Source organism: Agrobacterium albertimagni AOL15 (genome assembly GCF_000300855.1).
Lineage (GTDB): Bacteria > Pseudomonadota > Alphaproteobacteria > Rhizobiales > Rhizobiaceae > Allorhizobium > Allorhizobium albertimagni.
In genome coordinates this window covers 1-25,199 of sequence record NZ_ALJF01000004.1, presented here as the reverse complement: position 1 = coordinate 25,199, position 25,199 = coordinate 1, and the positions used below count along the sequence as shown (strand labels likewise).

Below are 25,199 nucleotides of genomic sequence, written 5' to 3'. Positions count from 1 at the left end.
ACAGGGAGTTGTCCAGATGATCCGGAAAGTCGTGAGCCTCGTGGTGTTTCTGCCCCTCGGCGTGCTGCTGATCGTTCTGGCCGTGGCCAATCGCGGAGTCGTCAGCCTCGCGCTCAACCCGTTCAATCCGGCAGATCAGGCTCTGTCTGTCTCTGCACCCTTCTTCGTCTTCCTCATTCTTGCAGTCATGTTCGGTGTGCTCCTCGGCTCTGTCGTGACCTGGTTCACCCAGGGCAAACACCGGAAGAAGGCGCGCAGCCAGTCGCGTGAGGCGCAGCAATGGCAGGCCGAGGCCGATCGCCAGAAGACAAGGGCTGAACAGATTGCCGGCTCGACCCTGCCCCAACTCGGCGCCAAGTGACATAGGGGTATCCGGGCTCGCGGCAAATTTTCTTTCCGCGCCGGGCCGGCAATGCTATGGGCTGGCCCAAACGAACACGACCCACGGATCATTGACGTGAAGAACAAGGAACGTCGCCCCGGCGCCAAGCCATTCCCGGGAGCGAAGGCCAAAGGCAGTGGCGAGACACGGCCGGCAACGGCAAAGCCTTATGCCTCGAAGGGCAGGGACGATCGCCCGACCCGCCCGCCGCGGCGTGAGACCGAGGCGCCAAAGCCGAAGCCTCAGCCGCAATCGCCCGATATGACGGCTGAAGCCGCCCGAGTTCTGACGGTCCGCAACGGGGACCGCCCGACCGAGCGCGTGCCTCTGATCCTCGAATCCTCAGGCGCAGGAGACTTCCACCTGATTGATAGCGGCGACGGGGTGAAGCTCGAGCAATACGGACCTTACCGGATCGTCCGTCCTGAAGCCCAGGCGCTCTGGCCAAAGGCGCTGCCATCCCATGTCTGGGACAAGGCGGACGCGGTGTTTACTGGCGATACGGACGAAGACGGCATGGGTCGCTGGCGCTTCCAGCGCGAGGCGCTCGGCGAAACCTGGCCGCTCTCCCTGCTCGGCATCGATTTCCACGGCCGTTTCACCGCGTTCCGCCATGTCGGCGTCTTTCCGGAGCAGATCGCCCACTGGAGCTGGATGAAGGAGAAGATCGAGGCTGCTGATCGGCCGCTGAAGGTCCTCAACCTCTTCGGCTATACCGGCGTCGCTTCGCTTGTGGCCGCCGCTGCTGGCGCCGAAGTCACGCATGTCGATGCTTCGAAGAAGGCGATCGGCTGGGCCCGCGAAAATCAGTCCTTGAGCCGCCTCGACAAAGCGCCGATCCGCTGGATCTGCGAGGACGCGATGAAGTTCATCCTGCGCGAGGAGCGCCGCGGCCACCGCTACGACATCATTCTCACCGACCCGCCGAAATTCGGCCGTGGCCCGAACGGTGAAGTCTGGCAGCTCTTCGACCACTTGCCGCTGATGCTCGACATCTGCCGCGAGCTTCTGGCGCCCAAGGCCGTCGGCTTGGTGCTCACGGCTTATTCGATCCGCGCGAGCTTCTATTCCATCCACGAACTGATGCGCGAAACCATGCGCGGGAAGGGCGGCCTCGTCGAGTCAGGCGAACTCGTCATCCGCGAGGCCGGCCTCGATGGCAAGACGCCTGGCCGGGCGCTTTCCACCTCTCTCTTCAGCCGCTGGGTACCGAAATGAGCGATGATTTCCGCCACGATGGCCCGCGTCGGGTCGGCCAGGTCAAGGAGGTCACCAGCCTCGCCAATCCTGTTATCAAGGATATCAAGGCGCTGTCGCTGAAGAAGGCGCGCGACGAAAGCCGCACCTTCCTCGCTGAGGGCCTGAAGCTCGTAATCGACGCCCTCGATCGCGGCTGGACCATCCGTACCCTCGTTTATGCCAAGGCTGGCAAGGGCAAGCCGCTGGTCGAGAAGGTCGCCGCCCGTACCGTCGCCGCAAGAGGCCTTGTGCTGGAAGTGAGCGAAAAGGTCATGTCCTCGATCACGAGGCGCGACAACCCGCAGATGGTCGCCGCCGTCTTCGAACAGCGCTGGACACCGCTTAAGGACATCCAGCCCAAGGGCTCGGAAACCTGGATAGCGCTCGACCGTGTGCGCGACCCCGGCAATCTCGGCACGATCATCCGCACGGCCGACGCCGCCGGTGCCTCGGGCGTCATCCTCGTCGGCGATTGCACCGATCCATTCTCGATGGAAACCGTGCGCGCCACCATGGGCTCGATGTTCGCCCTGCCGCTGGTGAAGACGACGCCGGCCGACTTCCTCAAGTGGAAGAAATCTGTCGATGCCCGCCTCGTCGCCACGCATCTGGCCGGCGCCGTCGACTACCGCACCATCGACTACAAGTCGAAGCCGGTCATCCTGATGATGGGCAACGAACAGTCCGGCCTGCCGGATGAGCTGGCCGACGCCGCCGACAAGCTGGCGCGTATCCCGCAGGTCGGCATGGCCGACAGCCTCAATCTCGCGGTGGCCACCGGCGTCATGCTCTTCGAGGTCCGCCGCCACCTGCTCGCCCTCGACGGAGCCAAGTGACCATGCTTGCAGCCTTCAACCGGCCGCTGCCGGTTCTCACCTTCATTGCGGTTGCGCTGATCCTCGATCAGGCGATCAAATATGCGGTGGAAGTCTATCTGCCGATGCACGAGCTGATCCCCGTTCTGCCGTTCTGGGCACTCTACCGCACGCATAATCTGGGCGTCGCCTTTTCCATGCTGTCCCATCTCGACGGCTGGTTCATCATCGGCCTGCGCCTGGTCATTGTCGGTTTCGTCTTTTGGCTCTGGCGCAAGACGGGGCCAGACCAGCATTTCGCCCATCTCGGCTTTGCGATGATCATCGCAGGCGCCCTCGGCAACATCATCGACCGCTTCACCTATGGCTATGTGGTCGATTACATCCTGTTTTACACGGACACCTGGTCCTTCGCGGTCTTCAACCTGGCGGACAGCTTTATCACCATCGGCGCGATCTGCATCGTCCTCGACGAGATCATCCAGCATCGCAAGCCGAAGCCGCCGGAAGCTTGACAGGCGGTGAAGCTGTTCGAAGTTTTGTCACTTTCCTGTAGCAGTCTCGTGTTTAAAGGCCGTGACTTCAACGCTGGATAGATCCCATGAGCGTGGAACTGATCGAACGAGACCTTCTTTTGGAAAACCCGGCCGGTATGCCGCTGGGGCTTTCCGCTTCGCGTGACCTCCTGGGCCGGATCGGCAGCCTCGAGACCCGCATTGCCCGAACCGAGCGCGAAATCGACGCCGCCCAGGCGGTGCGCTACCGCGTCTTCGTCGAGGAGATGAAGGCGCAGGTCTGCGTCGAAGATGCCCGCCGCGGTCGGGAAGTCGACAGCTGGGACAGTCTCTGCGACCACCTCCTGGTTCTCGACCGCTCGATCGATGGCGACACCGAAGACCAGATCGTCGGCACCTATCGCCTGCTGCGCCACGAAGTGGCGATCGCCCATGGCGGTTTCTATTCCGGCTCCGAATTCGGCGTCAACGCGCTCGTTGCCCGCCATCCGGAAAAGCGCTTCATGGAGCTCGGCCGCTCCTGCGTGCTGCCGCAGTACCGCACCAAGCGCACGGTTGAACTGCTCTGGCAGGGCTGCTGGGCCTATGCCCTGCAGCACCGCATCGACGCCATGTTCGGCTGCGGTTCCTTCCCCGGCACTCAGCCGGAAGAGCATGCGCTGGCACTTTCTTTCCTGCACCACAACGCCGTGGCCAAGGGTGAGTGGGCCGTCGATGCCCTCCCGCATCTCTACCGTGAAATGGATTTGATGCCGTCGGAAGCGGTCAATGCTCGCCGCGCGCTGTTTTCGATGCCGCCGCTGATCAAGGGTTACCTGCGCCTCGGCGCCATGGTCGGAAACGGCGCGGTCGTCGATCAGGCCTTCAACACCACAGATGTCCTGATCATCCTCCCGATCTCGAGCATCTCCGGCCGCTACGTCAACTATTACGGCGCCGACGCCGGCCGCTTCGCCAGCGCCAGCTGATCCTCTCTCGCCATCGGGAGAAGGTGGCGCAGAGCGCTCAGGTGCAGCTCGTTGCACCGGGGATGGGGGGCGGAGCCGATGCATTGCACAACGGCGATCATCGCGAAACAGCGCATCCGGCTGATTGGAGCCGGCTGACTCGTCGTTGACGATCTTCCGTCACCTCGACCCTGGTCATCCGCATCGGAACTTCCGCCACCATCGGCAGGTCGGCCAGCTCCCGGAGGCTCATCTCGCGCACAGCGGGATGGCCCAACGGATCATGCCGCCAGTCCTGCTCGTGGCAGCCCTGTCGGCTACGTGGTCTCATCCAGGAAAGCTTAAACATGGCAGTCCCTCCCTGCGCCGAATGAACGGCACGATCAGTTCCGTGTTGCCTGTTTCTCTGCTTTCGGGATCCTCAATTCAATTGAGTTTTACCGCTGTCGACTATAGCTTTCCTATATGAAGAATCTCAATCAGGTGCATCTGAACGGTCTGCGTGCCGTCGAAGCCGTTGCCCGCCTCGGCTCGCTCCAGGCGGCGGCGGAAGAGCTAGGCGTCTCCATCGGGGCCGTCAGCCAGCAGGTCATCAAGACCGAGCAGCAGCTCGGCCGCCCGCTCTTCGAGCGCACGAGCCGTGGCATGGTCCCGGTGGAAACGGCCGATGACATTCTGGCCCGCCTTGCCAATGGCATGCGTCATCTCTCTGACGCCGTGGATCTCGCGAAGCGAACCGACGACAGCCTGCTCACCATCTCGGTGGCCCCGGTCTTTGCGGCGCGTTGGCTGGTGCACCGCATTGCTGATTTTTCCGACCGCTTTCCGCAAATCAGCTTGCGCATTGATGCCAATGACCGGCTGACTGATGCCAGTCACACCGATGTCGACCTCAGGATCCGTGTCGGACGCGGCCACTGGCCGGGTTTCCAGGCCGAACTCATCCTCGAGCAACGCGTGGCCCCGCTCTGCACCCCGGCTATGGCTGAAAAGCTGCGCCAACCCGCCGATATTCTCGACCTGCCGAAGGTCATCGATGGCCGAGCCATGTTCACCTGGGATGTCTGGCTATCAGAGGTTGGTTTGTCTGGCGCCGAGATCAAGGCACGCCACACCTTCAGCGAAGCCTCGCTCTGCCTCGACGCGGCGATGGCAGGGCAGGGGGTAATGCTCGCCTGGCAGACGATCGCCTCGCACCAGCTACAGCACGGCCAGCTCGTCGCGCCCTTTGGTCCGGCCGTCAAAACCGGCTTCGGCCATTACTTCGTGACAGCGGAGACTGCTCGACGTTCCGACAAGGTGGAGAAGTTCAAGCGCTGGCTGAAGCGCGAGATCGAGGAGGATATGGAGCGGCTCGCAAAAGCCGCTCCGGTTTTCGCTTAGCCTGCGGCGTTATAAGCCGCGATTGCCGCCATGTTGACGATGTCGCTGTCTTTTGCGCCCATCTGCGCGATCTGTACCGACTTTTCGAGGCCAATGAGCAGCGGCCCCATCACGGTCAGCCCGCCCAGTTCCTGCAGCATCTTGGTCGAGATCGCCGCCGAATGGATCGCCGGCATGACCAGCACATTGGCTGTGCCCGAAAGGCGGCAGAACGGATACTGCTCCATCCGGTGCTGGTTGAGGGCGATGTCGGCACCCATCTCGCCATCGTATTCGAAGTTGACCCCGCGTCGGTCGAGAATTTTTACCGCCTCGCGCACCCGCTCCGAGCGCTCGCCGGTCGGATGGCCGAAGGTCGAATAGGCCAGCAACGCCACGCGCGGCTCCAGTCCGAGCCGGTGTGCGACGCCGGCTGCTTCTTCTGCGATATCGGCCAGTTCGTCTGCTGTCGGCATGTCGTGCACGGCGGTATCGGCCACCACGATCGTGCGGCCACGGGCGAGCGCCAGCGACACGCCGATGACCCGATGGCCGGGGGCTGTGTCGATGCAGCGGCGTACGTCCTCGAGTGCCGTCGAATAATTGCGCGTCGTGCCGGTCACCATGGCATCCGCATCCCCCAGCGCCACCATGCAGGCGGCAAAGTGATTGCGGTCGGTGTTGATCAACCGCTGCGCATCGCGATGCAGGTAGCCCTTTCGCTGCAGGCGGGCATAGAGATATTCGGTATAGGCCTCGACTCGCGTCGACATGCGGGCATTGACCACCTCGATGCCGGGGCGATCGAGATCGATCCCCGCCCGCTCGGCGGTCGCCTTCAAGGGCTCGTCGCGGCCCAGCAGGATCGCGGTGCCGAGCCCCTGGTTGACGAAGGAGATGGCCGCGCGCATCACCTGCTCCTCTTCGCCCTCGGCAAAGACGACGCGTTTGGGGTGGCTGCGCACATGCTCGTAGATCCGCTGTGTGGCCGCTGCGATCGGGTCGCGGCGGGCGGAAAGCTCGTGCGCATAGGCGCCGAGATCCTCGATTGCTTTGCGCGCCACGCCGCTTTCCATCGCCGCCTTCGCGACAGCCACCGGAATGGCCGAGATCAGCCGCGGATCGAAGGGCACTGGAATGATGTATTGCGGGCCGAAGCGCGGCCGCTCGCCCTGATAGGCGGCTGCCACATCGTCAGGCACATCCTCGCGCGCGAGATCGGCGAGTGCCCGGACAGCCGCAATTTTCATTGCGTCGTTGATCTGGCTGGCACGCACATCGAGCGCACCGCGGAAGATGTAAGGAAAGCCCAGAACATTGTTCACCTGGTTCGGATAGTCCGAACGCCCGGTCGCCATGATCGCGTCTGAGCGGATCTCGGCGACCTCTTCTGGCGTGATTTCCGGGTCCGGATTGGCCATGGCAAAGATGATCGGATTGTCAGCCATCGAGGCGATCATGTCCGAGGACAAAGCACCCTTCTGCGATAGGCCGAACACCACGTCGGCGCCAACCATGGCTTCCTTCAGCGACCGCCGGTCGGTCTTGACCGCATGCGCCGACTTCCACTGGTTCATGCCCTCGGTGCGGCCCTGATAGATCACGCCCTTGGTATCGCAGAGGATGATGTTCTCGCCATTGAAGCCCATGGCCTTGATCAGCTCAATGCAGGCAATCGCCGCAGCCCCCGCGCCGTTGCACACGAGCTTCGTCGTCTTGAAGTCGCGCCCGGTCAGTTCCAGCGCATTGATCAGGCCGGCAGCCGCGATGATCGCCGTGCCATGCTGGTCATCGTGAAAGACCGGAATATCCATCAGCTCGCGCAGCCGGCTTTCGATGATGAAGCAGTCGGGCGCCTTGATGTCTTCGAGATTGATGCCGCCGAAGGAGGGGCCAAGATAACGCACGCAATTGATGAATTCGTCGACATTCTCCGTATCGACTTCGAGATCGATCGAATCGACATCGGCGAAGCGCTTGAAGAGAACAGACTTGCCTTCCATCACCGGCTTGGAGGCGAGCGCCCCGAGATTGCCAAGGCCAAGGATCGCAGTTCCGTTAGAGATGACGGCCACCATGTTGCCGCGGGTGGTGTAGTCGTAAGCCGTGGCAGGATCGGCGGCGATCGCCTTCACGGGAACGGCAACGCCGGGAGAATAGGCGAGCGACAGATCGCGCTGTGTTGCCATGGCCTTGGTCGGGGTGATCTCGAGCTTGCCGGGGCGGCCCTGGGAGTGAAAGTCCAGCGCTTCCTGTTCCGTCACCGAGACTTTCGTCCGGCCGGTCGTCTTCTCGTTTGCCATGCTTCCCCTCACCTTGTTGTGGGCAGCGGGCGATCGCCGGCCCATCCTGGTTGTTTTTCCTCGCCTTAAGTCGTTAGTGTTGCACGACTTCCTTTTCAAGAAAACATTGAGCCCGTGACGCTATATCAAGCCACCCAAAGTGATGTCCTGAACGTCGCCGAGCTGACCTCGGAGGAGAGCCGCGCGACGGCCACTCCGATGATGGAGCAATTCATCGAGATCAAGGCGGCCAACCCAGGCAGCCTGCTCTTTTATCGCATGGGCGATTTCTACGAGCTCTTCTTCGAGGATGCGGTCGATGCCTCCCGCGCGCTTGGCATCACGCTGACGAAGCGGGGCCAGCATCTCGGCCAGGATATCCCGATGTGCGGCGTGCCGGTGCATGCGGCCGATGACTATCTGCAGAAGCTGATCTCGCTCGGCTTCCGCGTCGCCGTTTGCGAGCAGATCGAAGATCCGGCGGAAGCCAAGAAGCGCGGCTCGAAGTCGGTCGTGAAGCGTGACGTCGTGCGTCTCGTGACACCGGGCACGATCACCGAGGACAAGCTCCTTTCGCCCTTCGAATCCAACTATTTGATGGCGCTCGCCCGTATCCGGGGCGGCTCCGCCCCGCAGCTGGCACTCGCCTGGATCGATATCTCCACCGGCATCTTCCGCCTCGCGGAGACGACAGAGACCCGCCTGCTCGCCGATATCCTGCGCATCGAGCCGCGCGAGCTGATCGTGCCTGATACTCTTTTCCACGACGAAGAGCTGAAGCCCGCTTTCGACGTCCTCGGCCGTGTTGTCGTGCCCCAGCCCGGCGTGCTCTTCGACAGTGCAAGTGCTGAAGGCCGCATCGCGCGTTACTTCGGTGTGGGAACGCTCGATGGCTTCGGCGCATTCTCGCGCGCCGAGATTGCCGCTGCCGCTGCAGCCGTTGCCTATGTCGAGAAGACCCAGATCTCCGAGCGCCCGCCGCTCGGTCTGCCCGAACGGCAGAATGCGGCCTCCACCCTCTTCATCGACCCCGCCACCCGCGCCAATCTCGAACTGGTGAAGACGCTCTCGGGCGATCGCAATGGCTCGCTCCTGAAGGCCATCGACCGCACCGTCACCGGCGGCGGCGCGCGCCTGCTCGCCGAGCGCCTGATGTCGCCGCTGACCGATCCGGACGCGATTGCCGACCGCCAGGACTCGATCGCCCATCTTCTGGCAGACGGTCTGCTCGTCGACCGCCTGCGTGATGCGCTCAAGCGCGTGCCTGACATGCCGCGCGCGCTCTCGCGTCTGGCGCTCGACCGCGGCGGTCCCCGTGACCTCGGCGCCATCGTCGCCGGTCTCGCAGCCTCCGCCGAGGTTGGCCGACTGCTGGATCCGGCCCGCTTGCCGACGGAACTGTCTGAGGCTCTTGCTGATCTCGCGGCGCTACCTGCCGATCTTGGCTCCAGCCTCGCTGCGATGCTTGCCGACGAACTGCCGCTCCTGAAGCGCGACGGCGGTTTCCTGCGCGACGGCGCGATCCCGGAACTCGACGAACTTAGGGCTCTGCGCGACCAGTCCCGCCGCGTCATCGCCGGCCTGCAGCTGCAATATGCCGAGGAAACCGGCATCAAGTCGCTGAAGATCAAGCACAACAACGTGCTCGGTTATTTCATCGAGGTGACATCAGGCAATGCCGGCCCGATGACCGAGGGCGACGAAGCGAAAGCCCGCTTCATCCATCGCCAGACCATGGCCAATGCCATGCGCTTCACCACCACCGAACTCGCCGACCTCGAAAGCCGCCTTGCGAACGCCGCAGGCCAAGCCCTGTCGCTGGAACTTGCCGCCTTCGATCAGATGGTAAGCCAGGTCGTTGCGGCCGCAGAACCGATCAAGGCCGCTGCCCGCGCACTCGCTGTCATCGATGTCGCATCAGGCCTAGCGGCCTTGGCGGAAGAGCAGGGTTATTGCCGCCCGCTGGTCGATGATTCCAGGATGTTTGCGATCACCGCCGGCCGCCATCCCGTTGTCGAGCAGGCGCTCCGCCGCCAGGCAGCAAGCCCCTTCATCGCCAATGACTGCGATCTCTCGCCCTCGGATACCAAAGGTCCCGGCGCCATCTGGCTGCTCACCGGTCCCAACATGGGTGGTAAGTCGACCTTCCTGCGTCAGAACGCGCTGATTGCCATCCTTGCCCAGATGGGCTCCTTCGTGCCCGCTGGTGCCGCCCATATCGGGATTGTCGATCGCCTCTTCTCTCGCGTCGGTGCTTCCGATGATCTGGCGCGTGGCCGCTCCACCTTCATGGTCGAGATGGTGGAAACCGCCGCCATTCTCAACCAGGCAACCGACCGCTCGCTGGTTATTCTCGACGAAATCGGTCGTGGCACCGCCACCTTCGACGGCCTCTCCATCGCCTGGGCCGCCGTCGAGCACCTGCATGAGGCAAACCGCTGCCGCTCGCTCTTCGCTACCCACTTCCATGAGCTGACAGCACTGTCCGAAAAGCTCGCCCGCATGTCGAACGTCACGATGCGGGTCAAGGAATGGGACGGCGACGTCATCTTCCTGCATGAGGTGGGCCCCGGTTCCGCCGATCGCTCCTACGGCATCCAGGTCGCCCGTCTGGCCGGCCTGCCGGCTGCCGTCGTTGCCCGCGCCCGGGAAGTTCTGACCCGCCTCGAAGACAGCGACCGCAAGAACCCGGCCGCCCAGCTGATCGATGACCTGCCGCTTTTTCAGGTCGCCGTACGCCGCGAGGAGATCCAGAAATCCGGCCCGTCGAAGGTCGAGGAGGCCCTGCGGTCACTCGATCTTGACGACCTCACACCTCGCCAGGCACTGGATGCGCTCTATGATCTGAAGAAACAACTTGGCAAGCCTTGACCGGTAGAGTGCCTGTCAATCGCGCCCGAAAAGCGCTATAGCGCCACCCATTCCGGTTGATTCCCCGGTCCCAAGAGATGATGCCGCGCCCATGGCCACTGCAGAGCTTGCCTTCGACGATCTCCTCGACATCGACGCGCTCCGTGCGTCCTGCAAGACCATCGCAGAGGCGGGATGCGGCAACATGCTGGAGACCCGCTCGAAGCTTTTGCCGATCCTGAAGAAGGCCTCTGCCGAGGCTCGCGAACAGGCGCGGCTGAAGCTCTTCGAGGATGGCAGTGGCCTCAACTGCGCAAACAGCATCTCCTGGATCCAGGACCAGCTGATCTCGGTGATCTTCGATTTCGCTCGCACCCATGTCTATCCGAAAGACGCCAACGGTCTGGCCGTCGCCGCCGTCGGCGGTTACGGCCGCGGAACCCTGGCGCCAGGCTCCGATATCGACCTGCTATTCCTGCTGCCGCCCAAGGCCGGCCCCGCCATGCACAAGGCGGTCGAATTCGTCCTCTATCTGCTCTGGGATGTCGGCTTCAAGGTCGGCCACGCCACCCGCACGGTGGAGGAATGCATCCGCCTGTCGACCACGGACATGACCATTCGGACCGCGATCCTCGAAACCCGCCATATCTGCGGCGACGAGGCTCTGGTCACCGAGCTACAGCGCCGCTTCGACCAGGAGGTAACGACCGGTACGGCGCCTGAATTCATCGCCGCCAAGCTTGCCGAACGCGACGAGCGCCACCGCAAGGCCGGTGACAGCCGCTATCTGGTTGAGCCGAACGTCAAGGAAGGCAAGGGGGGCTTGCGCGATCTGCAGACCCTCTTCTGGATCGCCAAATACAATTACCACGTCCGCGACACCGACGACCTGGTGCGTCTTGGCGTTCTCTCACGCCACGAATGGCGCCTTTTCCAGAAGGCCGACGATTTCCTCTGGGCGGTTCGCTGCCACATGCACTACCTGACCGGCAAGCCGGAAGAGCGGCTCTATTTCGATATCCAGCCGGAGATCGCCAAGAGCCTCGGCTATCAGGCGCGCCCGGGGCTTTCGGCCGTCGAGCGCTTCATGAAGCACTACTTCCTGGTGGCCAAGGACGTCGGCGACCTGACCCGGATCTTCGCTGCAGCGTTGGAAGACCAGCAGGCCAAGGCCGCCCCCGGTATCGGCGGTATGATCGGCCGGTTTGCCAACCGCCCCCGCAAGATCCCCGGCGCCAGTGAATTCATCGACGATCGCGGCCGCATTGCGCTTGCCGATCCTGGCGTGTTCAAGAAGGACCCGATGTCGATCATGCGCCTCTTCCATGTGGCGGATCTGAACGGGTTGGAATTCCATCCTGATGCCTTGAAAGCCGTCACACGCTCGCTGTCGCTGATCAACAATGAGTTCCGCGAAAGCGAGGAGGCAAACCGCCTGTTCCTCTCGATCCTGACCTCGCGCAGGGATCCGGGTTTCATCCTGCGGCGCATGAACGAGGCCGGCGTGCTCGGGCGTTTCATGCCGGAATTCGGCAAGATTGTCTCGATGATGCAGTTTAACATGTATCATCACTACACGGTCGACGAGCACTTGATCCGCACGCTGGAAGTTCTCTCCGAGATCGACAAAGGCAAGGCGGAGGAAATCCATCCGCTCGCCAACAAGATCATGCCGGAAATCGAAGATCGCCAGACGCTCTATGTTGCGGTCCTCTTGCACGACATCGCCAAGGGCCGGCAGGAGGATCACTCGATTGCCGGCGCCAAGGTCGCCCGCAAGCTCTGCCCGCGTCTCGGCCTATCGCCCAAGCAGACAGAGATGGTCGCCTGGCTGATCGACCAGCATCTGCTGATGTCGATGGTCGCCCAGACCCGCGACCTGCACGACCGCAAGACGATCACCGATTTCGCCGAAAAGGTGCAGTCGCTCGACCGCCTGAAGATGCTGCTGGTGCTCACCATCTGCGATATCCGTGCGGTGGGTCCCGGTGTCTGGAATGGCTGGAAGGGCCAGCTGCTGCGCACGCTCTATTACGAGACCGAGCTCCTGCTCTCGGGTGGCTTCTCGCAGGTCTCGCGCAAGGAGCGCGCCAAGCATGCCGCCGAGCAACTCAGCCAGGCGCTCGAAGGCTGGAGCCAGAAGGATCAGCGCACCTACACCAAGCTGCACTATGAGCCCTACCTGCTTTCGGTCGACCTCGAGGACCAGATCCGTCACGCCCATTTCATTCGCCAGACCGACAAGTCGGGTCAGGCGCTGGCGACCATGGTGCGCACTCACCAGTTCCACGCGATCACCGAGATTACGGTGCTCTCGCCCGACCATCCGCGTCTTTTGTCGATCATTGCCGGTGCCTGTGCAGCAGCCGGCGCCAATATCGCCGACGCCCAGATCTTCACGACATCGGACGGCCGTGCGCTGGATACGATCCTGATCAACCGGGAATTCCCGATCGATGAGGACGAGATGCGGCGCGCCGCCACGATCGGCAAGATGATCGAGGACGTGCTCTCGGGCCGCAAACGCCTGCCGGAGGTTATCGCCACCCGCACAAAGGGCAAGAAGCGCAACAAGACCTTCCCGGTTCAGCCGGATGTCCGCATCTCCAATGCGCTGTCCAACAAGTTCACCGTCATCGAGGTGGAATGCCTCGACCGCATCGGTCTTCTTGCTGAAATCACAGCGGTTCTCTCGGACCTGTCTCTCGACATCCATTCGGCCCGCATCACCACCTTCGGGGAAAAGGTCATCGATACCTTCTATGTCACCGATCTCGTCGGACAGAAGGTGACCAACGAGAACAGGCAGGTCAACATTGCCAACCGCCTGAAGCCTGTGATGACCGAACAGCCTGACGAACTGAAGGACAACATGCCCTCCGGCATCATCGCGCCGCCACCGCGCGCTGCGCCGGTGCCGAAGAAGGCACGGGCCTGAGACATGAGCCTCGTCAAGAAATTCATGACGGTCGGTGGTGCGACGCTCGGCAGCCGCGTCTTCGGCTTTGCGCGCGAAACCTTGATGGCGGCGGCCCTCGGCACAGGACCCGTTGCCGACGTCTTCTATGCCGCCTTCCGCTTTCCCAATCTCTTCCGCCGCCTTTTTGCTGAGGGCGCCTTTAACGCCGCCTTCGTGCCGCTCTTTGCCAAGGAGATCGAGGCGAATGGCATTGATGGCGCCAAGCGGTTCTCCGAAGAGGTCTTCGGAGTTCTCTTTTCTGTCCTTCTGATCCTGACGATCGGCATGCAGCTATCCATGCCGCTGCTCGTCGAATGGATTATCGCGCCGGGCTTTGCCGATGACCCGGAAAAGTTCGACCTGACGGTGCGCCTCGCAATCGTCATGTTCCCCTATCTGATGTGCATGTCGCTGACGGCCATGCTGAGCGGCATGCTGAATTCGCTGCACCACTTCTTTGCCGCCGCCATTGCGCCCGTCTTCCTCAATATCTTGATGATCGGTGCGCTTGGCTGGGCGCTATGGACGGGGGCTGATCCCGCCGCGACCGCCTGGGCTTTGTCCTGGTCCGTGCTGGGGGCCGGCCTTTTGCAGATGGCCGTCGTCTATCTCGGCGTGCGCCATGCCGGCATTCGCGTCGGCTTCAAGCGTCCGCGCTTTACCCCCAACGTCAAGCGCCTGTTGGTGCTGGCCGTGCCCGCCGCGATCACCGGTGGCATCACCCAGATCAACCAGCTCATCGGCCAGGCCATCGCCTCGACGAAAGAGGGCGCAATCTCCGCCCTGCAATATGCCGATCGTATCTATCAGCTGCCGCTGGGCGTGGTGGGGGTTGCGGTGGCCGTCGTGCTGTTGCCCGAGCTTGCCCGTGCCTTGAAGGGCGGGCATATGAAGGAGGCAGGCACCCTCCAGAACCGCTCGATCGAATTCGTCCTCTTTCTGACATTGCCGGCCGCTGCCGCCATCTGGGTACTGTCAGATGAAATCATCCGCGTGCTCTACGAGCGTGGCGCCTTTTCCGAGCAGAATACCGCCGTGGTTGCGTCGATCCTCGCTATCTATGGCATCGGCCTGCCGGGCTTCGTGCTGATCAAGGCTCTGCAGCCGGGTTATTACGCCCGTGAGGACACCAAGACACCGATGCGTTTCACCATGGTCTCGGTCGCGCTCAACACGGGCCTCGCCATCACGCTCTTCCCGATCTTCGAGGAAAGCGGCATCGCCATGGCTGAGGCCGCCGCCGGCTGGACCAACACCATCCTGTTGTTTTCAGTGCTGCTGTGGCGGGGCCATCTCGTTTTCGAGTGGTCGCTTGTGACGCGGACCCTGCGTCTGATGATCGCCTCCGCCATCATGGCCGGACTGCTCGTCTACCTTTCCGATCGTTGGGCTGCCTGGCTTTCACCATCAAGCCCGCTCTTCGACCAGTTGCTGGCTTTGGGTGGTCTGGTTGCCATTGCCATGCCGGTCTATTTCGGCATCGCCTTCCTGATTGGTGGCGCCGACTGGCGTCTGGTGCTCCGCAGCCTCAAGCGCAGGAAAAAGACAGCGGACGAGGCCGTTGTCAGCCCGGCCGATCAGGATCAGCAATAGTTCCAGGTGCGCTTCGGGCCGATATCGACATGCACGATGCCGTTGCAGTAGCGCCCGATGCCGCCGATGCCGGGTGCGCTGCGGGCGGCCGCCACGATCTTCTTCTCGGACACGCCGGGGACGCGAATGTCCGCTGCAAAACAGTGGCTGTGCTGCGAACGGCCGGAGCGCGGGCGATGGCCTGAGGTCACGACCGGTTTCTTGCCGGTCTGCTTGGCGATATGCGCAAGGATTGCCTTCAACTCGTCGGGAAAGCAGTTGGCTTTGACGCTGACCCGCTGCAGCGTATAGGCGACAGTGGTGTCGTGCTTCATGAAAAAGTGGCGCTTCTTCTTCTCCACGGCCTCCGCAGGGGAGAGGAGACCGAGCGAAAGAACGCAGCCGAGCGCGACGCGAAACAATGTGCGCATGAGAAACCTTCTGGAATGGAATTGTTGTTTTCAGCGATCCAGATCGCCAACGGCAGTTTTTTATTCCCCCAAATGTGTCAAATTTGGTGCGTCTTGCTCGATTCGAGCTAAATGGCGATCCGGGACCTCGAAATCGAGCAATCTGTGAAGCGCCGGCTTATTTCCTAAACGCCTCGATTCCGGGCGGAAATTTCGCTATTCGTGACATCGCGCGTTTTCATGTCACACCTCGAACCGAATGTGCTGCAATATGAGCGGAAATGCCCTCTTTCTCGTCAGTCTGGTGGTCGACGACTATGATCGGGCGAAGGCCTTTTACTGCGACGGGCTTGGCTTCGACTGTGTGCAGGACGAGGTGCAGCCTGGGGGCAAGCGCTGGCTGGTGGTGCGCCCGACAGGTGCCGATGGCGCTTCGCTTCTACTGGCGGAGGCGTCGAACGATGCCCAGCGTGCCGCGATCGGCAACCAGACCGGGGGTCGCGTCGGCTTCTTCCTGAAAACGGATGATTTTGCCCGTGACCATGCGCACTTCGTGAAGGCGGGCGTCGTGTTCAAGGAGGTTCCGCGTCGTGAGGTCTATGGAACCGTCGCCGTCTTCCAGGATCCCTATGGCAATCTCTGGGACCTGATCGAGCCGGCGCCAGCAGAGCCTTCCTTGTCCGCCGAAGTGAGCGCTTGATTGCGCCCGGTCCGCCGTGCATAAGCCGTGACCGACACGATCAGAGGATCGGGCCCTCCACCAGCCTGTTGAGGATTATTATGACTGAGTTCAAGCCGCTGGTTTTCTCCGGCGTTCAGCCCACCGGCAACCTCCATCTCGGAAACTACCTCGGTGCCATCAGAAAGTTCGTCGCGCTCCAGGAAAACAACGACTGCATCTACTGCGTCGTCGATCTGCATGCGCTGACGGCCCAGCTCGTCCACGAGGACATGGCGACCCAGATCCGCTCGATCACGGCCGCCTTCCTCGCCGCCGGCATCGATCCGAAGAAGCACATCGTCTTCAACCAGTCCCAGGTGCCGCAGCATGCGGAACTCGCCTGGATCTTCAACTGCGTCGCCCGCATCGGCTGGATGAACCGCATGACGCAGTTCAAGGACAAGGCCGGCAAGGACCGCGAGCAGGCCTCCCTCGGTCTCTATGCCTATCCGAGCCTGATGGCCGCAGACATCCTCGTCTACCGCGCCACCCATGTGCCCGTCGGCGAAGACCAGAAGCAGCATCTGGAACTCGCCCGGGACATCGCCATGAAGTTCAACCTGGACTTCCACGACAAGATCAAGCCGACGGGGCTCGGCATCGACATCAAGGTCGGCGAAGAGCCGGTGCATGCCTATTTCCCGATGGTCGAGCCGCTGATCGATGGCCCGGCGCCGCGCGTCATGAGCCTCAAGGACGGCACGAAGAAGATGTCGAAGTCGGATCCGTCTGACCTCTCGCGCATCAACCTGATGGATGACCCGGACGCGATCTCGAAGAAGATCCGCAAGGCCAAGACCGATCCGGACGCATTGCCGAGCGAGACGGAAGGCCTTAAAGGCCGTCCGGAAGCCGATAACCTCGTCGGGATCTTCGCAGCCCTTGCCGACAAGTCGAAGGCCGATGTGCTCTCTGAGTTCGGCGGCCAGCAGTTCTCCGTCTTCAAGCCGGCACTGATCGATCTGGCGGTTGCGGCACTCGGCCCGATCAATGCCGAAATGCGTCGCCTGATGGAAGACCCCGGTCACATCGATGCGGTCCTGCGCGACGGCGGCGAGCGTGCCCGCACCCGCGCCGAAAAGACCATGAACGAAGTCCGCGACATCATCGGCTTCGTGCGATAAGGTCTCGGTCGCTGGCGGGTCCGCCCGGAGCCCGCCCGCGTCACATGTCATCGGTCCGGCGGCGGGGTTCTCAATGGTTTCAACGCGTCTGTCACGTCTTGAAGGTCACCGCCGCAAGTTCATGGCGGTGATCGACAACACCCCGGAATGCTCGCGTGCGGTCCACTATGCTGGCCGCCGCGCCAAGAATTCCAATGGCGGACTGGTGCTGATCTACGTGATCCCGGAAGGCGACTTCCAGCAGTGGCTGGGTGTCGAGGAGATCATGCGCGCGGAAGCCCGGGAAGAGGCCGAGGCCATCATGGCCAAGGCTGCCCAGACCGTGCGCGACACCATTGGCATCGAACCAGAGCTTATCATCCGTGAGGGAAGCGCCTATCCCGAGATCAACAGTCTGATCGAGGAAGACCGCGACATCGCGATCCTCGTCCTCGCAGCCGGCTCGACCAAGGAAGGTCCGGGCCCTCTCGTCTCGATGATTGCTGGCCGCGCTGCCGCTTTCCCCATCCCGGTCACGGTCCTGCCGGATACGCTGACCAATGAGGAAATCGACGCGCTTTGCTAATTTGAGCATCCTGCCGATCACGTCTTGAAGATGGGGCCTGCAGGGTCTATTTTTGAAACATTCTAATCTTTAGCGGTGCATTCACCGCCCGGAGGCCATTATGTTCATCCAGACCGAAGCCACGCCGAACCCGGCGACCCTGAAATTCCTGCCCGGCAAGGTGGTCATGGAAACCGGCACCGCCGAGTTCCGCGATGCCGGCAGCGCGAGCGCTTCACCGCTTGCGGCGCGCATTTTCGCGATCCCGGGCGTGACCGGCGTCTTCTTTGGCTACGATTTCGTCACCGTCTCCAAAGACGGTCCGGAATGGCACCACCTGAAGCCGGCAATCCTCGGCACGATCATGGAGCATTTCATGAGCGGCGCGCCGGTCATGGGAACGGCTTCGACATCGGCACAGACCGACACCGATGAGGAATTCTTCGATGCCGGCGACGAGACGATCGTAGCGACCATCAAGGAACTGCTCGAGACCCGCGTCCGCCCCGCCGTCGCCCAGGATGGCGGCGACATCACCTTCCGCGGTTTCAAGGACGGCAAGGTCTTCCTCAACATGAAGGGCTCCTGCGCCGGCTGCCCGTCCTCGACGGCAACCCTGAAGCATGGCGTGCAGAACCTGCTGCGCCACTTCGTTCCGGAAGTGCAGGAAGTCGAAGCGGTCTGATTTGACCGGACTGGAGACGACATGATCGTTCTTGCGATCGACACGGCGGGTGTGGACTGCGCAGCCGCCGTTTTTGATTCGAAGGCGGACAAGCTGCTCGGGCGTGTCAGCGAAGCCATTGGTCGTGGCCATGCCGAACGGCTGATGGCGATGATCGACGAGGCGCTCGCTGAAGCCGGGCTCACGCTCGGCGATATCGAGCGCATTGGCGTGACCGTCGGTCCCGGCTCGTTCACCGGCATCCGTGTCGGTGTCGCGTCCGCCCGTGGCCTGGCTCTTGCGCTCGGCGTAGATTGTGTCGGTGTTTCCACCTTGGAAGTGCTTTCGCAGACGGCATCGACGACCGACGGGGCGATCCTTGCCGCGATCAATGCCCACCGCGATCAGGTCTATGCCCAAAGCTTTGTGGACGGTGTTCCCCAGGATGAGCCGCTGCTGCTCGAGCTCGATGACTATCTCGCGCGCGCAGCCGCTTCCGGCGTCGTCCTCGTCGGTTCGGCCTCCGCCCTCGTCGTCGACCGGAATGCCGAGACCGGCCCCGACCATTACCCGATCGAGATCGTCGCGCGCATTTCGGCAGTGGCGAAAGCTCAGGGCAAGCCGAAGCCGCTCTATCTCAGGGGACCGGATGCCCTACATCTGCGGCCGCACCCGCATTATCTTGGCTGGCATCGCGACAACGTCTTCAAGCATTGAGACCCTTTCCCTCCTGCCACCACGCTGGCAAGAACCACCTCTTCCTGTTGCGTTTTTGTTCTGATTATCCTGGCCCGGCCCCTTCCCTTTGCCGCAGCGCTTCTCCATATTCCGGCCATGGCCAAGTCTCCCAAATCCTCCACCCCCTCGACTGGTTTCGAGGAAGCCCCGCAGACCGCATTCGAAGGCGCGCCGCTCTCCGGCTCGGTTTCGGATTGGGTGAAGCAATTGGAGGCGGAAGCGGAAGCGTCCACGGTCGAGAGCCAGCGGGAACTCGCGTCGAAAGCCGGCAAGCACCGCAAGAAGATCGAGATCGAGGCCCGCCGCCACGCCGAAAAACTTGCGCTGGAAAAAGCCAAGCCAACAACCGCGAAGAACACCACCTCGACCAAGACCTCCCGCGGCGTGTCGATCGGCGCCTCAAACGATCCGAAGACCCGCGCCGCCGCTGGCCTCAATCCGATCGCCGGCATGGACGTATCGCTCGAAGAAGCCGAATCGCTCGCCACCGGCGCCGTCACCGCCACCGTGGAAGCCCTCACCGCTCTGATCGAAAGCGGCAATCCGCTGTTCAAGAATGGCGAGCTCTGGGTGCCGCACCGCCCCCACCGCCCGGCGAAATCCGAAGGCGGCGTCAAGATCCGCATGGCCTCCGACTTCGAGCCCGCCGGCGACCAGCCGACCGCGATCAAGGACCTCGTCGAGGGCCTGAAGAATGACGACCGCACCCAGGTCCTGCTCGGCGTCACCGGCTCCGGCAAGACTTTCACCATGGCCAAGGTGATCGAGGCGACCCAGCGCCCCGCCGTCATCCTCGCGCCGAACAAGACGTTGGCCGCCCAGCTCTATTCCGAGTTCAAGAACTTCTTCCCCGACAACGCGGTCGAATATTTCGTCTCCTATTACGACTACTACCAGCCGGAAGCCTATGTGCCGCGCTCGGATACCTTCATCGAGAAGGAATCGTCGATCAACGAACAGATCGACCGCATGCGCCACGCCGCCACCCGCGCCATCCTCGAGCGCGACGACTGCATCATCGTCGCCTCCGTCTCCTGCATCTATGGTATCGGCTCGGTCGAAACCTACACCGCCATGACCTTCCAGATGTCGGTCGGCGACCGCATCGACCAGCGCCAGCTTTTGGCCGACCTCGTCGCCCAGCAATACAAGCGCCAGGACATCAATTTCGTCCGCGGCTCCTTCCGCGTCCGTGGCGACACGATCGAACTCTTCCCCGCCCACCTGGAGGATGCCGCCTGGCGCATCACGCTGTTCGGCGACGAGATCGAGTCGATCACCGAATTCGACCCGCTCACCGGCAAGAAGACCGGCGAGATGAAGTCGGTGAAGATCTACGCCAACAGCCACTATGTGACGCCGAGGCCCGCCCTGAACGGCGCCATCAAGTCGATCAAGGAGGAGCTGAAGCTCCGCCTCGCCGAGCTGGAAAAGGGCGGCCGCCTGCTCGAAGCCCAACGCCTCGAACAGCGGACGAAATACGACATCGAGATGCTTGAAGCCACCGGCTCCTGCGCCGGCATCGAGAACTATTCGCGCTATCTCACCGGCCGCAAGCCCGGCGAGCCGCCGCCGACGCTGTTCGAATACATCCCCGACAACGCCCTGCTCTTCATCGACGAAAGCCATGTCTCCGTCTCCCAGATCGGCGGCATGTACAGAGGCGACTTCCGCCGCAAGGCGACGCTTGCCGAATACGGCTTCCGCCTGCCCTCCTGCATGGACAACCGCCCGCTGCGCTTCGAGGAATGGGACGCCATGCGCCCCCAGACCATCGCCGTCTCCGCGACGCCGGGCAATTGGGAAATGGAAGAAGCCGGCGGCGTCTTTGCCGAACAGGTCATCCGCCCCACGGGCCTCATCGACCCGCCGGTCGAAATCCGCCCGGCCAAATCCCAGGTCGACGACGTGCTCGGCGAAATCCGCGAAACGGCGCTCAAGGGTTACCGCACCCTCGTCACCGTGCTCACCAAGCGCATGGCCGAAGACCTCACCGAATACCTGCATGAGCAAGGCGTGCGCGTCCGCTACATGCACAGTGACATCGACACGCTGGAGCGCATCGAGATCATCCGGGACTTGCGCCTCGGCGCGTTCGATGTCTTGGTCGGCATCAACCTTCTGCGCGAAGGCCTCGACATCCCCGAATGCGGCTTCGTCGCCATCCTCGATGCCGACAAGGAAGGCTTCCTCCGCTCGGAAACCTCGCTGGTCCAGACCATCGGCCGCGCCGCGCGAAACGTCGACGGCAAGGTCATCCTCTATGCCGACCAGATCACCGGCTCGATGCAGCGCGCCATGGACGAGACGTCCCGCCGCCGCGAAAAGCAGATGGCCTACAACACCGAACACGGCATCACGCCTGAGTCCGTCAAGGCCCGCATCTCCGACATCCTCGACAGCGTCTACGAGCGCGACCACGTCCGCGCCGACATCTCGGGCGTCTCCGGCAAGGGCTTCGCCGATGGCGGCCACCTCGTCGGCAACAACCTCCAGGCCCATCTCAACGCGCTCGAAAAAGACATGCGCAACGCCGCCGCCGACCTCGACTTCGAAAAGGCCGCCCGCCTCCGCGACGAAATCAAACGCCTCAAGGCCGTCGAACTCGCCGCCATGGACGACCCGATCGCGAAACAGGAAGCGAAGGACATCGAAGGCGGACGCGGAAAACCCCGCAACGCCGGCGGCCCACTCTCCCCCCCTGTGGGGGAGATGTCGCCGCAGGCGACAGAGGGGGGTACCCCAGCCGCGACGCAGCCCCGCATCTCCCCCTCCGGCCGCAACAAGTCGGGCGTCCCGCAGGGCAAGGGCAGCTATTTCTCCAAACCCAGCCTCGACGACATGGGCCCCGGCACCGACGGCGCCGTCCCCATGCCGAAGGGCACCTCTACTCCTCATGGTGAGGAGGCCCAACGGGCCGTCTCGAACCACGAGGCCCAGACCTCCTATTTCCGCAAGAACACCAGCGCGGATGCCCTGCCCGGCGAAGCCGGACAGGACAGCGAATCCGCGCCACTGGTTAAAAGCTATTTTCGTAAAAATAGCTTGGACGAAATGACCGTCGGCCGCACCGAAAAACCGGTGACCGGCAAGCTGCCGGAAAAGCCGAAGCCCGAACCAGGCCGCAGCCCGCTCTCCCCCCCTGTGGGGGAGATGTCGCCGCAGGCGACAGAGGGGGGTACCCCAGGCTCACGGCCGTCAGACGACCCCCGCCCCATCATCCGCGCCCGCTCCGGCGCCGGCTCCTACGAGGATCCGATGGACCAGAAGCGCAAGGGCCGGACGAAGGGGAAAACGGGACGGCCAGGGCGGTGACGTTATCTCCCCCCTTGCGGGGGAGAACGGTTCGCGGAGCGAAGCCATCGATCTAGTGAATCGATGGCAGTAACGAACGCCCTGAGCGCTGCGAAGGGCCGGCAGTGCCCCGAAGGGCGGATGAGGGGCATCCCCTCCCTTATGGGAAGGGTTTGACAGGAACAGACTACACCGTCTGTGATCGCCACCGACCGACGCCATGCAAGACCTCGCAGCCCTGCTCTCCGATATCTTCAGTTACATGACCGCAGGCTGGCGCAGCCGATCCAGCAGCGTGCGATCGCTGGTGGTGGGTGTGATGGCGGTGTTGATGGTTAGGTTGTTGTGGGGGATGTAGCAACTATGGCCACCGACTGCTAAATATAGCATCGTAGAGGACCTCATTGAGCCCGAAATTTTGCGTTCTTCGCATCTGAACTTTCAGGCAAAGTACAATGCGCCCACTCCGAATGAGAAAGTCCAACAGCGCCCCATCCACAAGATACTTCGACTGTTAGCAACAAGAAACACCGTTGCTATAATGACACTCTCGGATAAGTTGCTGTTCGAACGGAGGGGTGCTTCATGTCACTTTTTGCAACAGAATTTCCGGTAAAATCGAGCGTGGATAAAGCCGCGTTCCTATCGCAAGTCATAGCATGGCTTCGCGGAAACAATTTCAGTAAAGTGCTTGATGAATTTGACAGCAAAGACCTCGACAAGAGCCACGCTCACATTCGCTCGGCGAACCATGAAGAGCTGATATTTCGTGAGCTAACTGATGACGGAAGCAATAAAGCGATCGGTTTTCGTCATGACATTCCAGACGACAACGGGCGCTTATGGCGCACTGAAGCGGTGCTGAGATTCAGTTTTCCTTCTAACGACCTCAACCTGATCAGTTTCAAAACGCAGTGTCTTGCCAAGTGGCCGACTGCTAGGACTGACGTACCCAAGAAGCCGTTTTTGATTAAGGCAATAATTGGTGACAGCTCGCAGTCGTCGGACAAGAGCTTGCCGGTATCGGACAAGCCGGTATGGCTGAGCGAATCCGAACAAGACGTCCTACGGGCTGCCTCAATATTTCAATCCACGGCAAGCAAGTTCCTTCCTATAGTCTACATATCAGCCAGGAAACCAAATGAGTGGCAGCTAGATAGAGTTGCAATAGAGAAGCTAGCGTATGAACTTGGTGGAGTTGCGCACGTTGTTGTGGAACCTTCTCGAGGGTTCTCATTCAAACTCCGCGATGCTACGGCAGGCAAAAACTCGTATGGTGGGACCATCGCGCTAGTCGCCCCAACTTACGGAACATTGCGTCGCTTCTTTTCTGGTGGAAACGACGTAGACCGGTTCGAATTATCGCAATCCATAAGAGCTGCCGCGACATCAGTGCGCTCCCAGATGCCAGTGTTGGGGTGGGATTGGCTCAATCTCCAAGAGGCTTGCTTAATTGATCAACGAAACAGAGAGCGAACGCGCCTAACAGCTGAAGAAATTGAGTACATCTACCAAGAAGAAATACGAACAAAAGATGAGAAGATAAATGATCTTGAAACTCAACTTCTAGAAAGGCCAATAACCACAACCCAAGGCTCGAGCCCGGGAGAAGAGTTTCTCGTAAGCAGAGAATTCATCGAACTGATGTCTCCAGAAATATATCCAAACGAGATTTCAGACAGAATACGCCTCGCCGTACAATCTTGCTTAAAGCACGCTGACAGCGATGGATTAGATAAAAGAAGCAAGCATATGCTTGAAGAAATACTCAAAAATTCTTCGTATTCAGACGACGTAAGCGAGCTCTGCAACGACTTAAAACGGGCATCTAGGGACCCCAAAAGAATGACTGCTGAAGTAAGCAGCTTATTACTACGCCATGGGTATATCGAGAAATCGGACAATAAGCATATCCGACTTGAACCTGTAAAAGGCATGGGCGGGCTTGAAAACATCACCCTTTCGAAAACGCCGGGAGATAAACGAGGGCTGGAGAACAGCCGCAAGCAGATCGAAAAAATCCTCGGAATCAACAAATTTTGAAGTCAATTGGCGATTCTCAAGCACTTATCCGCCCAATCTCAGAGGAAGTTGCACCAGTCTGCGTTTCCCACACCGTTAGTCACCGCCCCCTCCGCACGAATCGCGCCCCCCAAGCCAGGAAGGACGGAAAATCGAAGGCTTAGGCGAGCGCAAGCCGCCTAAACTTCAGATTTTCCAGGAGAGGGGCACAGTTCCGTTGGCACCATCCTCACCAAGCCCCCCTCTTGCGAAATCTGAGGTTTGGCCCTGATCGGGCCAATTCCTCGATTTCGCATTCTCCCCCGCAAGGGGGGAGATAGGCCCCGCGCGAGCCCCAATCTCCCGAAAAAACGGGGACGAATTCCAAAAATCCCCCAACAAAATCAACAAAACAAAGTTTTTTCATCCCCGCCCATTTCCACCCCCTTACCCTGATCCCCGTCCCGCCCTCGGATACACCTGACGATGCGATGTCAGGCGAGGCGGGGCCGGCGCCGGGGGCGAGTGCTGTCGCAGGCACAAATCCCCGGCCTGCTGCAACGGTCTCCCTCCGGACGAGGGGCTGGTAACGAAGGTGACGGGGTCGGATGCCTCATCACCGGATACCCCGATCGGAAGGACGTGCCTCAGAGGCACACAGACAAGGCGCCCACGCCGTCGCGAACATCACCAGACGGCGGGGCGGATAAAACGGCGGGGATGATGGGCAAAGGTCGCCAATGACCAGAGCCGCATCCCCCGGGCGAGGGTCACGTATTC

At 61.7% G+C, this 25,199-nt stretch carries 18 protein-coding genes; 16 read left to right on the top strand and 2 right to left on the bottom strand.

Annotated elements, in window-relative coordinates:
• Window positions 1–16 precede the first annotated feature (16 nt).
• From QWE_RS04815 to QWE_RS04790, 6 genes are all read left to right on the top strand, one after another.
• Window positions 17–361, top strand: a complete 345-nt coding sequence (locus tag QWE_RS04815) for a LapA family protein (RefSeq protein WP_006724964.1) — start codon at window positions 17–19, stop codon at window positions 359–361.
• 96 nt (window positions 362–457) lie between these two features.
• On the top strand, window positions 458–1,600 hold the full coding sequence (locus tag QWE_RS04810) for a class I SAM-dependent methyltransferase (RefSeq protein WP_006724963.1): 1,143 nt from the start codon (window positions 458–460) through the stop codon (window positions 1,598–1,600).
• Window positions 1,597–2,457, top strand: coding sequence for a TrmH family RNA methyltransferase (locus QWE_RS04805; RefSeq protein ID WP_006724962.1), 861 nt, complete (start codon window positions 1,597–1,599; stop codon window positions 2,455–2,457). Before QWE_RS04810 ends, QWE_RS04805 begins: the two co-directional genes overlap by 4 nt.
• 2 nt (window positions 2,458–2,459) lie before the next feature.
• Window positions 2,460–2,951 (top strand): signal peptidase II, encoded by a 492-nt coding sequence (lspA, locus tag QWE_RS04800; protein ID WP_006724961.1) that lies wholly within the window; start codon window positions 2,460–2,462, stop codon window positions 2,949–2,951.
• A 137-nt stretch (window positions 2,952–3,088) separates the two neighbouring features.
• A complete protein-coding gene (gene olsB, locus QWE_RS04795) occupies window positions 3,089–3,919 on the top strand; it encodes a l-ornithine N(alpha)-acyltransferase (protein WP_052018080.1) in 831 nt (276 codons plus the stop codon).
• A gap of 444 nt (window positions 3,920–4,363) precedes the next feature.
• Window positions 4,364–5,281: a LysR substrate-binding domain-containing protein gene (locus tag QWE_RS04790; protein WP_006724959.1), complete on the top strand. Its 918-nt coding sequence runs from the start codon at window positions 4,364–4,366 to the stop codon at window positions 5,279–5,281.
• Here QWE_RS04790 and QWE_RS04785 read toward each other — a convergent pair.
• Window positions 5,278–7,563 carry an NADP-dependent malic enzyme gene (locus tag QWE_RS04785; RefSeq protein ID WP_040299607.1) on the bottom strand — a complete coding sequence of 762 codons (2,286 nt, stop codon included), beginning with the start codon at window positions 7,561–7,563 and terminating at the stop codon, window positions 5,278–5,280. The genes QWE_RS04790 and QWE_RS04785 overlap by 4 nt on opposite strands.
• 198 nt (window positions 7,564–7,761) lie before the next feature.
• Between QWE_RS04785 and mutS the strand changes: the two genes are divergently transcribed.
• The 3 genes from mutS (at window position 7,762) to murJ (ending at window position 14,944) form a co-directional block, all read left to right on the top strand.
• On the top strand, window positions 7,762–10,413 hold the full coding sequence (gene mutS, locus QWE_RS04780) for a DNA mismatch repair protein MutS (RefSeq protein ID WP_240532508.1): 2,652 nt from the start codon (window positions 7,762–7,764) through the stop codon (window positions 10,411–10,413).
• A gap of 91 nt (window positions 10,414–10,504) precedes the next feature.
• On the top strand, window positions 10,505–13,330 hold the full coding sequence (locus QWE_RS04775) for a [protein-PII] uridylyltransferase (protein WP_006724956.1): 2,826 nt from the start codon (window positions 10,505–10,507) through the stop codon (window positions 13,328–13,330).
• A gap of 3 nt (window positions 13,331–13,333) precedes the next feature.
• Window positions 13,334–14,944 carry a murein biosynthesis integral membrane protein MurJ gene (murJ, locus tag QWE_RS04770; RefSeq protein ID WP_006724955.1) on the top strand — a complete coding sequence of 537 codons (1,611 nt, stop codon included), beginning with the start codon at window positions 13,334–13,336 and terminating at the stop codon, window positions 14,942–14,944.
• Here the strand turns inward: murJ and QWE_RS04765 are convergent.
• The gene (locus tag QWE_RS04765; RefSeq protein WP_006724954.1) at window positions 14,935–15,354 is read right to left on the bottom strand and encodes a YcbK family protein; all 420 of its coding nucleotides are present in this window, start codon (window positions 15,352–15,354) and stop codon (window positions 14,935–14,937) included. The genes murJ and QWE_RS04765 overlap by 10 nt on opposite strands.
• 250 nt (window positions 15,355–15,604) lie before the next feature.
• Between QWE_RS04765 and QWE_RS04760 the strand changes: the two genes are divergently transcribed.
• The 7 genes from QWE_RS04760 to QWE_RS04730 all read left to right on the top strand — a co-directional run bounded on the left by QWE_RS04760 (window position 15,605) and on the right by QWE_RS04730 (window position 24,461).
• Window positions 15,605–16,033 carry a VOC family protein gene (locus tag QWE_RS04760; protein ID WP_006724953.1) on the top strand — a complete coding sequence of 143 codons (429 nt, stop codon included), beginning with the start codon at window positions 15,605–15,607 and terminating at the stop codon, window positions 16,031–16,033.
• 80 nt (window positions 16,034–16,113) lie between these two features.
• Window positions 16,114–17,178: a tryptophan--tRNA ligase gene (gene trpS / locus QWE_RS04755; RefSeq protein ID WP_006724952.1), complete on the top strand. Its 1,065-nt coding sequence runs from the start codon at window positions 16,114–16,116 to the stop codon at window positions 17,176–17,178.
• Between the two features lie 73 nt (window positions 17,179–17,251).
• The gene (locus tag QWE_RS04750; RefSeq protein WP_006724951.1) at window positions 17,252–17,743 is read left to right on the top strand and encodes a universal stress protein; all 492 of its coding nucleotides are present in this window, start codon (window positions 17,252–17,254) and stop codon (window positions 17,741–17,743) included.
• A gap of 100 nt (window positions 17,744–17,843) precedes the next feature.
• A complete protein-coding gene (locus QWE_RS04745; protein ID WP_006724950.1) occupies window positions 17,844–18,407 on the top strand; it encodes a NifU family protein in 564 nt (187 codons plus the stop codon).
• A 21-nt stretch (window positions 18,408–18,428) separates the two neighbouring features.
• On the top strand, window positions 18,429–19,103 hold the full coding sequence (gene tsaB / locus QWE_RS04740; protein WP_006724949.1) for a tRNA (adenosine(37)-N6)-threonylcarbamoyltransferase complex dimerization subunit type 1 TsaB: 675 nt from the start codon (window positions 18,429–18,431) through the stop codon (window positions 19,101–19,103).
• 117 nt (window positions 19,104–19,220) lie between these two features.
• Window positions 19,221–22,439 carry an excinuclease ABC subunit UvrB gene (gene uvrB, locus QWE_RS04735; RefSeq protein WP_006724948.1) on the top strand — a complete coding sequence of 1,073 codons (3,219 nt, stop codon included), beginning with the start codon at window positions 19,221–19,223 and terminating at the stop codon, window positions 22,437–22,439.
• Between the two features lie 564 nt (window positions 22,440–23,003).
• Window positions 23,004–24,461, top strand: a complete 1,458-nt coding sequence (locus tag QWE_RS04730) for a hypothetical protein (RefSeq protein WP_006724947.1) — start codon at window positions 23,004–23,006, stop codon at window positions 24,459–24,461.
• The last annotated feature ends 738 nt before the right edge of the window (window positions 24,462–25,199 follow it).

Excerpts from the sequence above, each read along its gene's own strand:
- olsB (WP_052018080.1), top strand. The coding sequence starts at position 3,089 with ATGCCGCTGGGGCTTTCCGCTTCGCGTGACCTCCTGGGCCGGATCGGC.
- QWE_RS04745 (WP_006724950.1), top strand. The coding sequence starts at position 17,844 with ATGTTCATCCAGACCGAAGCCACGCCGAACCCGGCGACCCTGAAATTC.
- tsaB (WP_006724949.1), top strand. The coding sequence starts at position 18,429 with ATGATCGTTCTTGCGATCGACACGGCGGGTGTGGACTGCGCAGCCGCC.
- QWE_RS04805 (WP_006724962.1), top strand. The coding sequence starts at position 1,597 with ATGAGCGATGATTTCCGCCACGATGGCCCGCGTCGGGTCGGCCAGGTC.
- QWE_RS04730 (WP_006724947.1), top strand. The coding sequence starts at position 23,004 with ATGTCACTTTTTGCAACAGAATTTCCGGTAAAATCGAGCGTGGATAAA.
- QWE_RS04785 (WP_040299607.1), bottom strand. The coding sequence starts at position 7,563 with ATGGCAAACGAGAAGACGACCGGCCGGACGAAAGTCTCGGTGACGGAA.
- QWE_RS04750 (WP_006724951.1), top strand. The coding sequence starts at position 17,252 with ATGGTTTCAACGCGTCTGTCACGTCTTGAAGGTCACCGCCGCAAGTTC.
- QWE_RS04760 (WP_006724953.1), top strand. The coding sequence starts at position 15,605 with ATGAGCGGAAATGCCCTCTTTCTCGTCAGTCTGGTGGTCGACGACTAT.
- murJ (WP_006724955.1), top strand. The coding sequence starts at position 13,334 with ATGAGCCTCGTCAAGAAATTCATGACGGTCGGTGGTGCGACGCTCGGC.
- QWE_RS04815 (WP_006724964.1), top strand. The coding sequence starts at position 17 with ATGATCCGGAAAGTCGTGAGCCTCGTGGTGTTTCTGCCCCTCGGCGTG.
- lspA (WP_006724961.1), top strand. The coding sequence starts at position 2,460 with ATGCTTGCAGCCTTCAACCGGCCGCTGCCGGTTCTCACCTTCATTGCG.
- uvrB (WP_006724948.1), top strand. The coding sequence starts at position 19,221 with ATGGCCAAGTCTCCCAAATCCTCCACCCCCTCGACTGGTTTCGAGGAA.
- QWE_RS04765 (WP_006724954.1), bottom strand. The coding sequence starts at position 15,354 with ATGCGCACATTGTTTCGCGTCGCGCTCGGCTGCGTTCTTTCGCTCGGT.
- trpS (WP_006724952.1), top strand. The coding sequence starts at position 16,114 with ATGACTGAGTTCAAGCCGCTGGTTTTCTCCGGCGTTCAGCCCACCGGC.
- mutS (WP_240532508.1), top strand. The coding sequence starts at position 7,762 with ATGATGGAGCAATTCATCGAGATCAAGGCGGCCAACCCAGGCAGCCTG.
- QWE_RS04775 (WP_006724956.1), top strand. The coding sequence starts at position 10,505 with ATGGCCACTGCAGAGCTTGCCTTCGACGATCTCCTCGACATCGACGCG.
- QWE_RS04790 (WP_006724959.1), top strand. The coding sequence starts at position 4,364 with ATGAAGAATCTCAATCAGGTGCATCTGAACGGTCTGCGTGCCGTCGAA.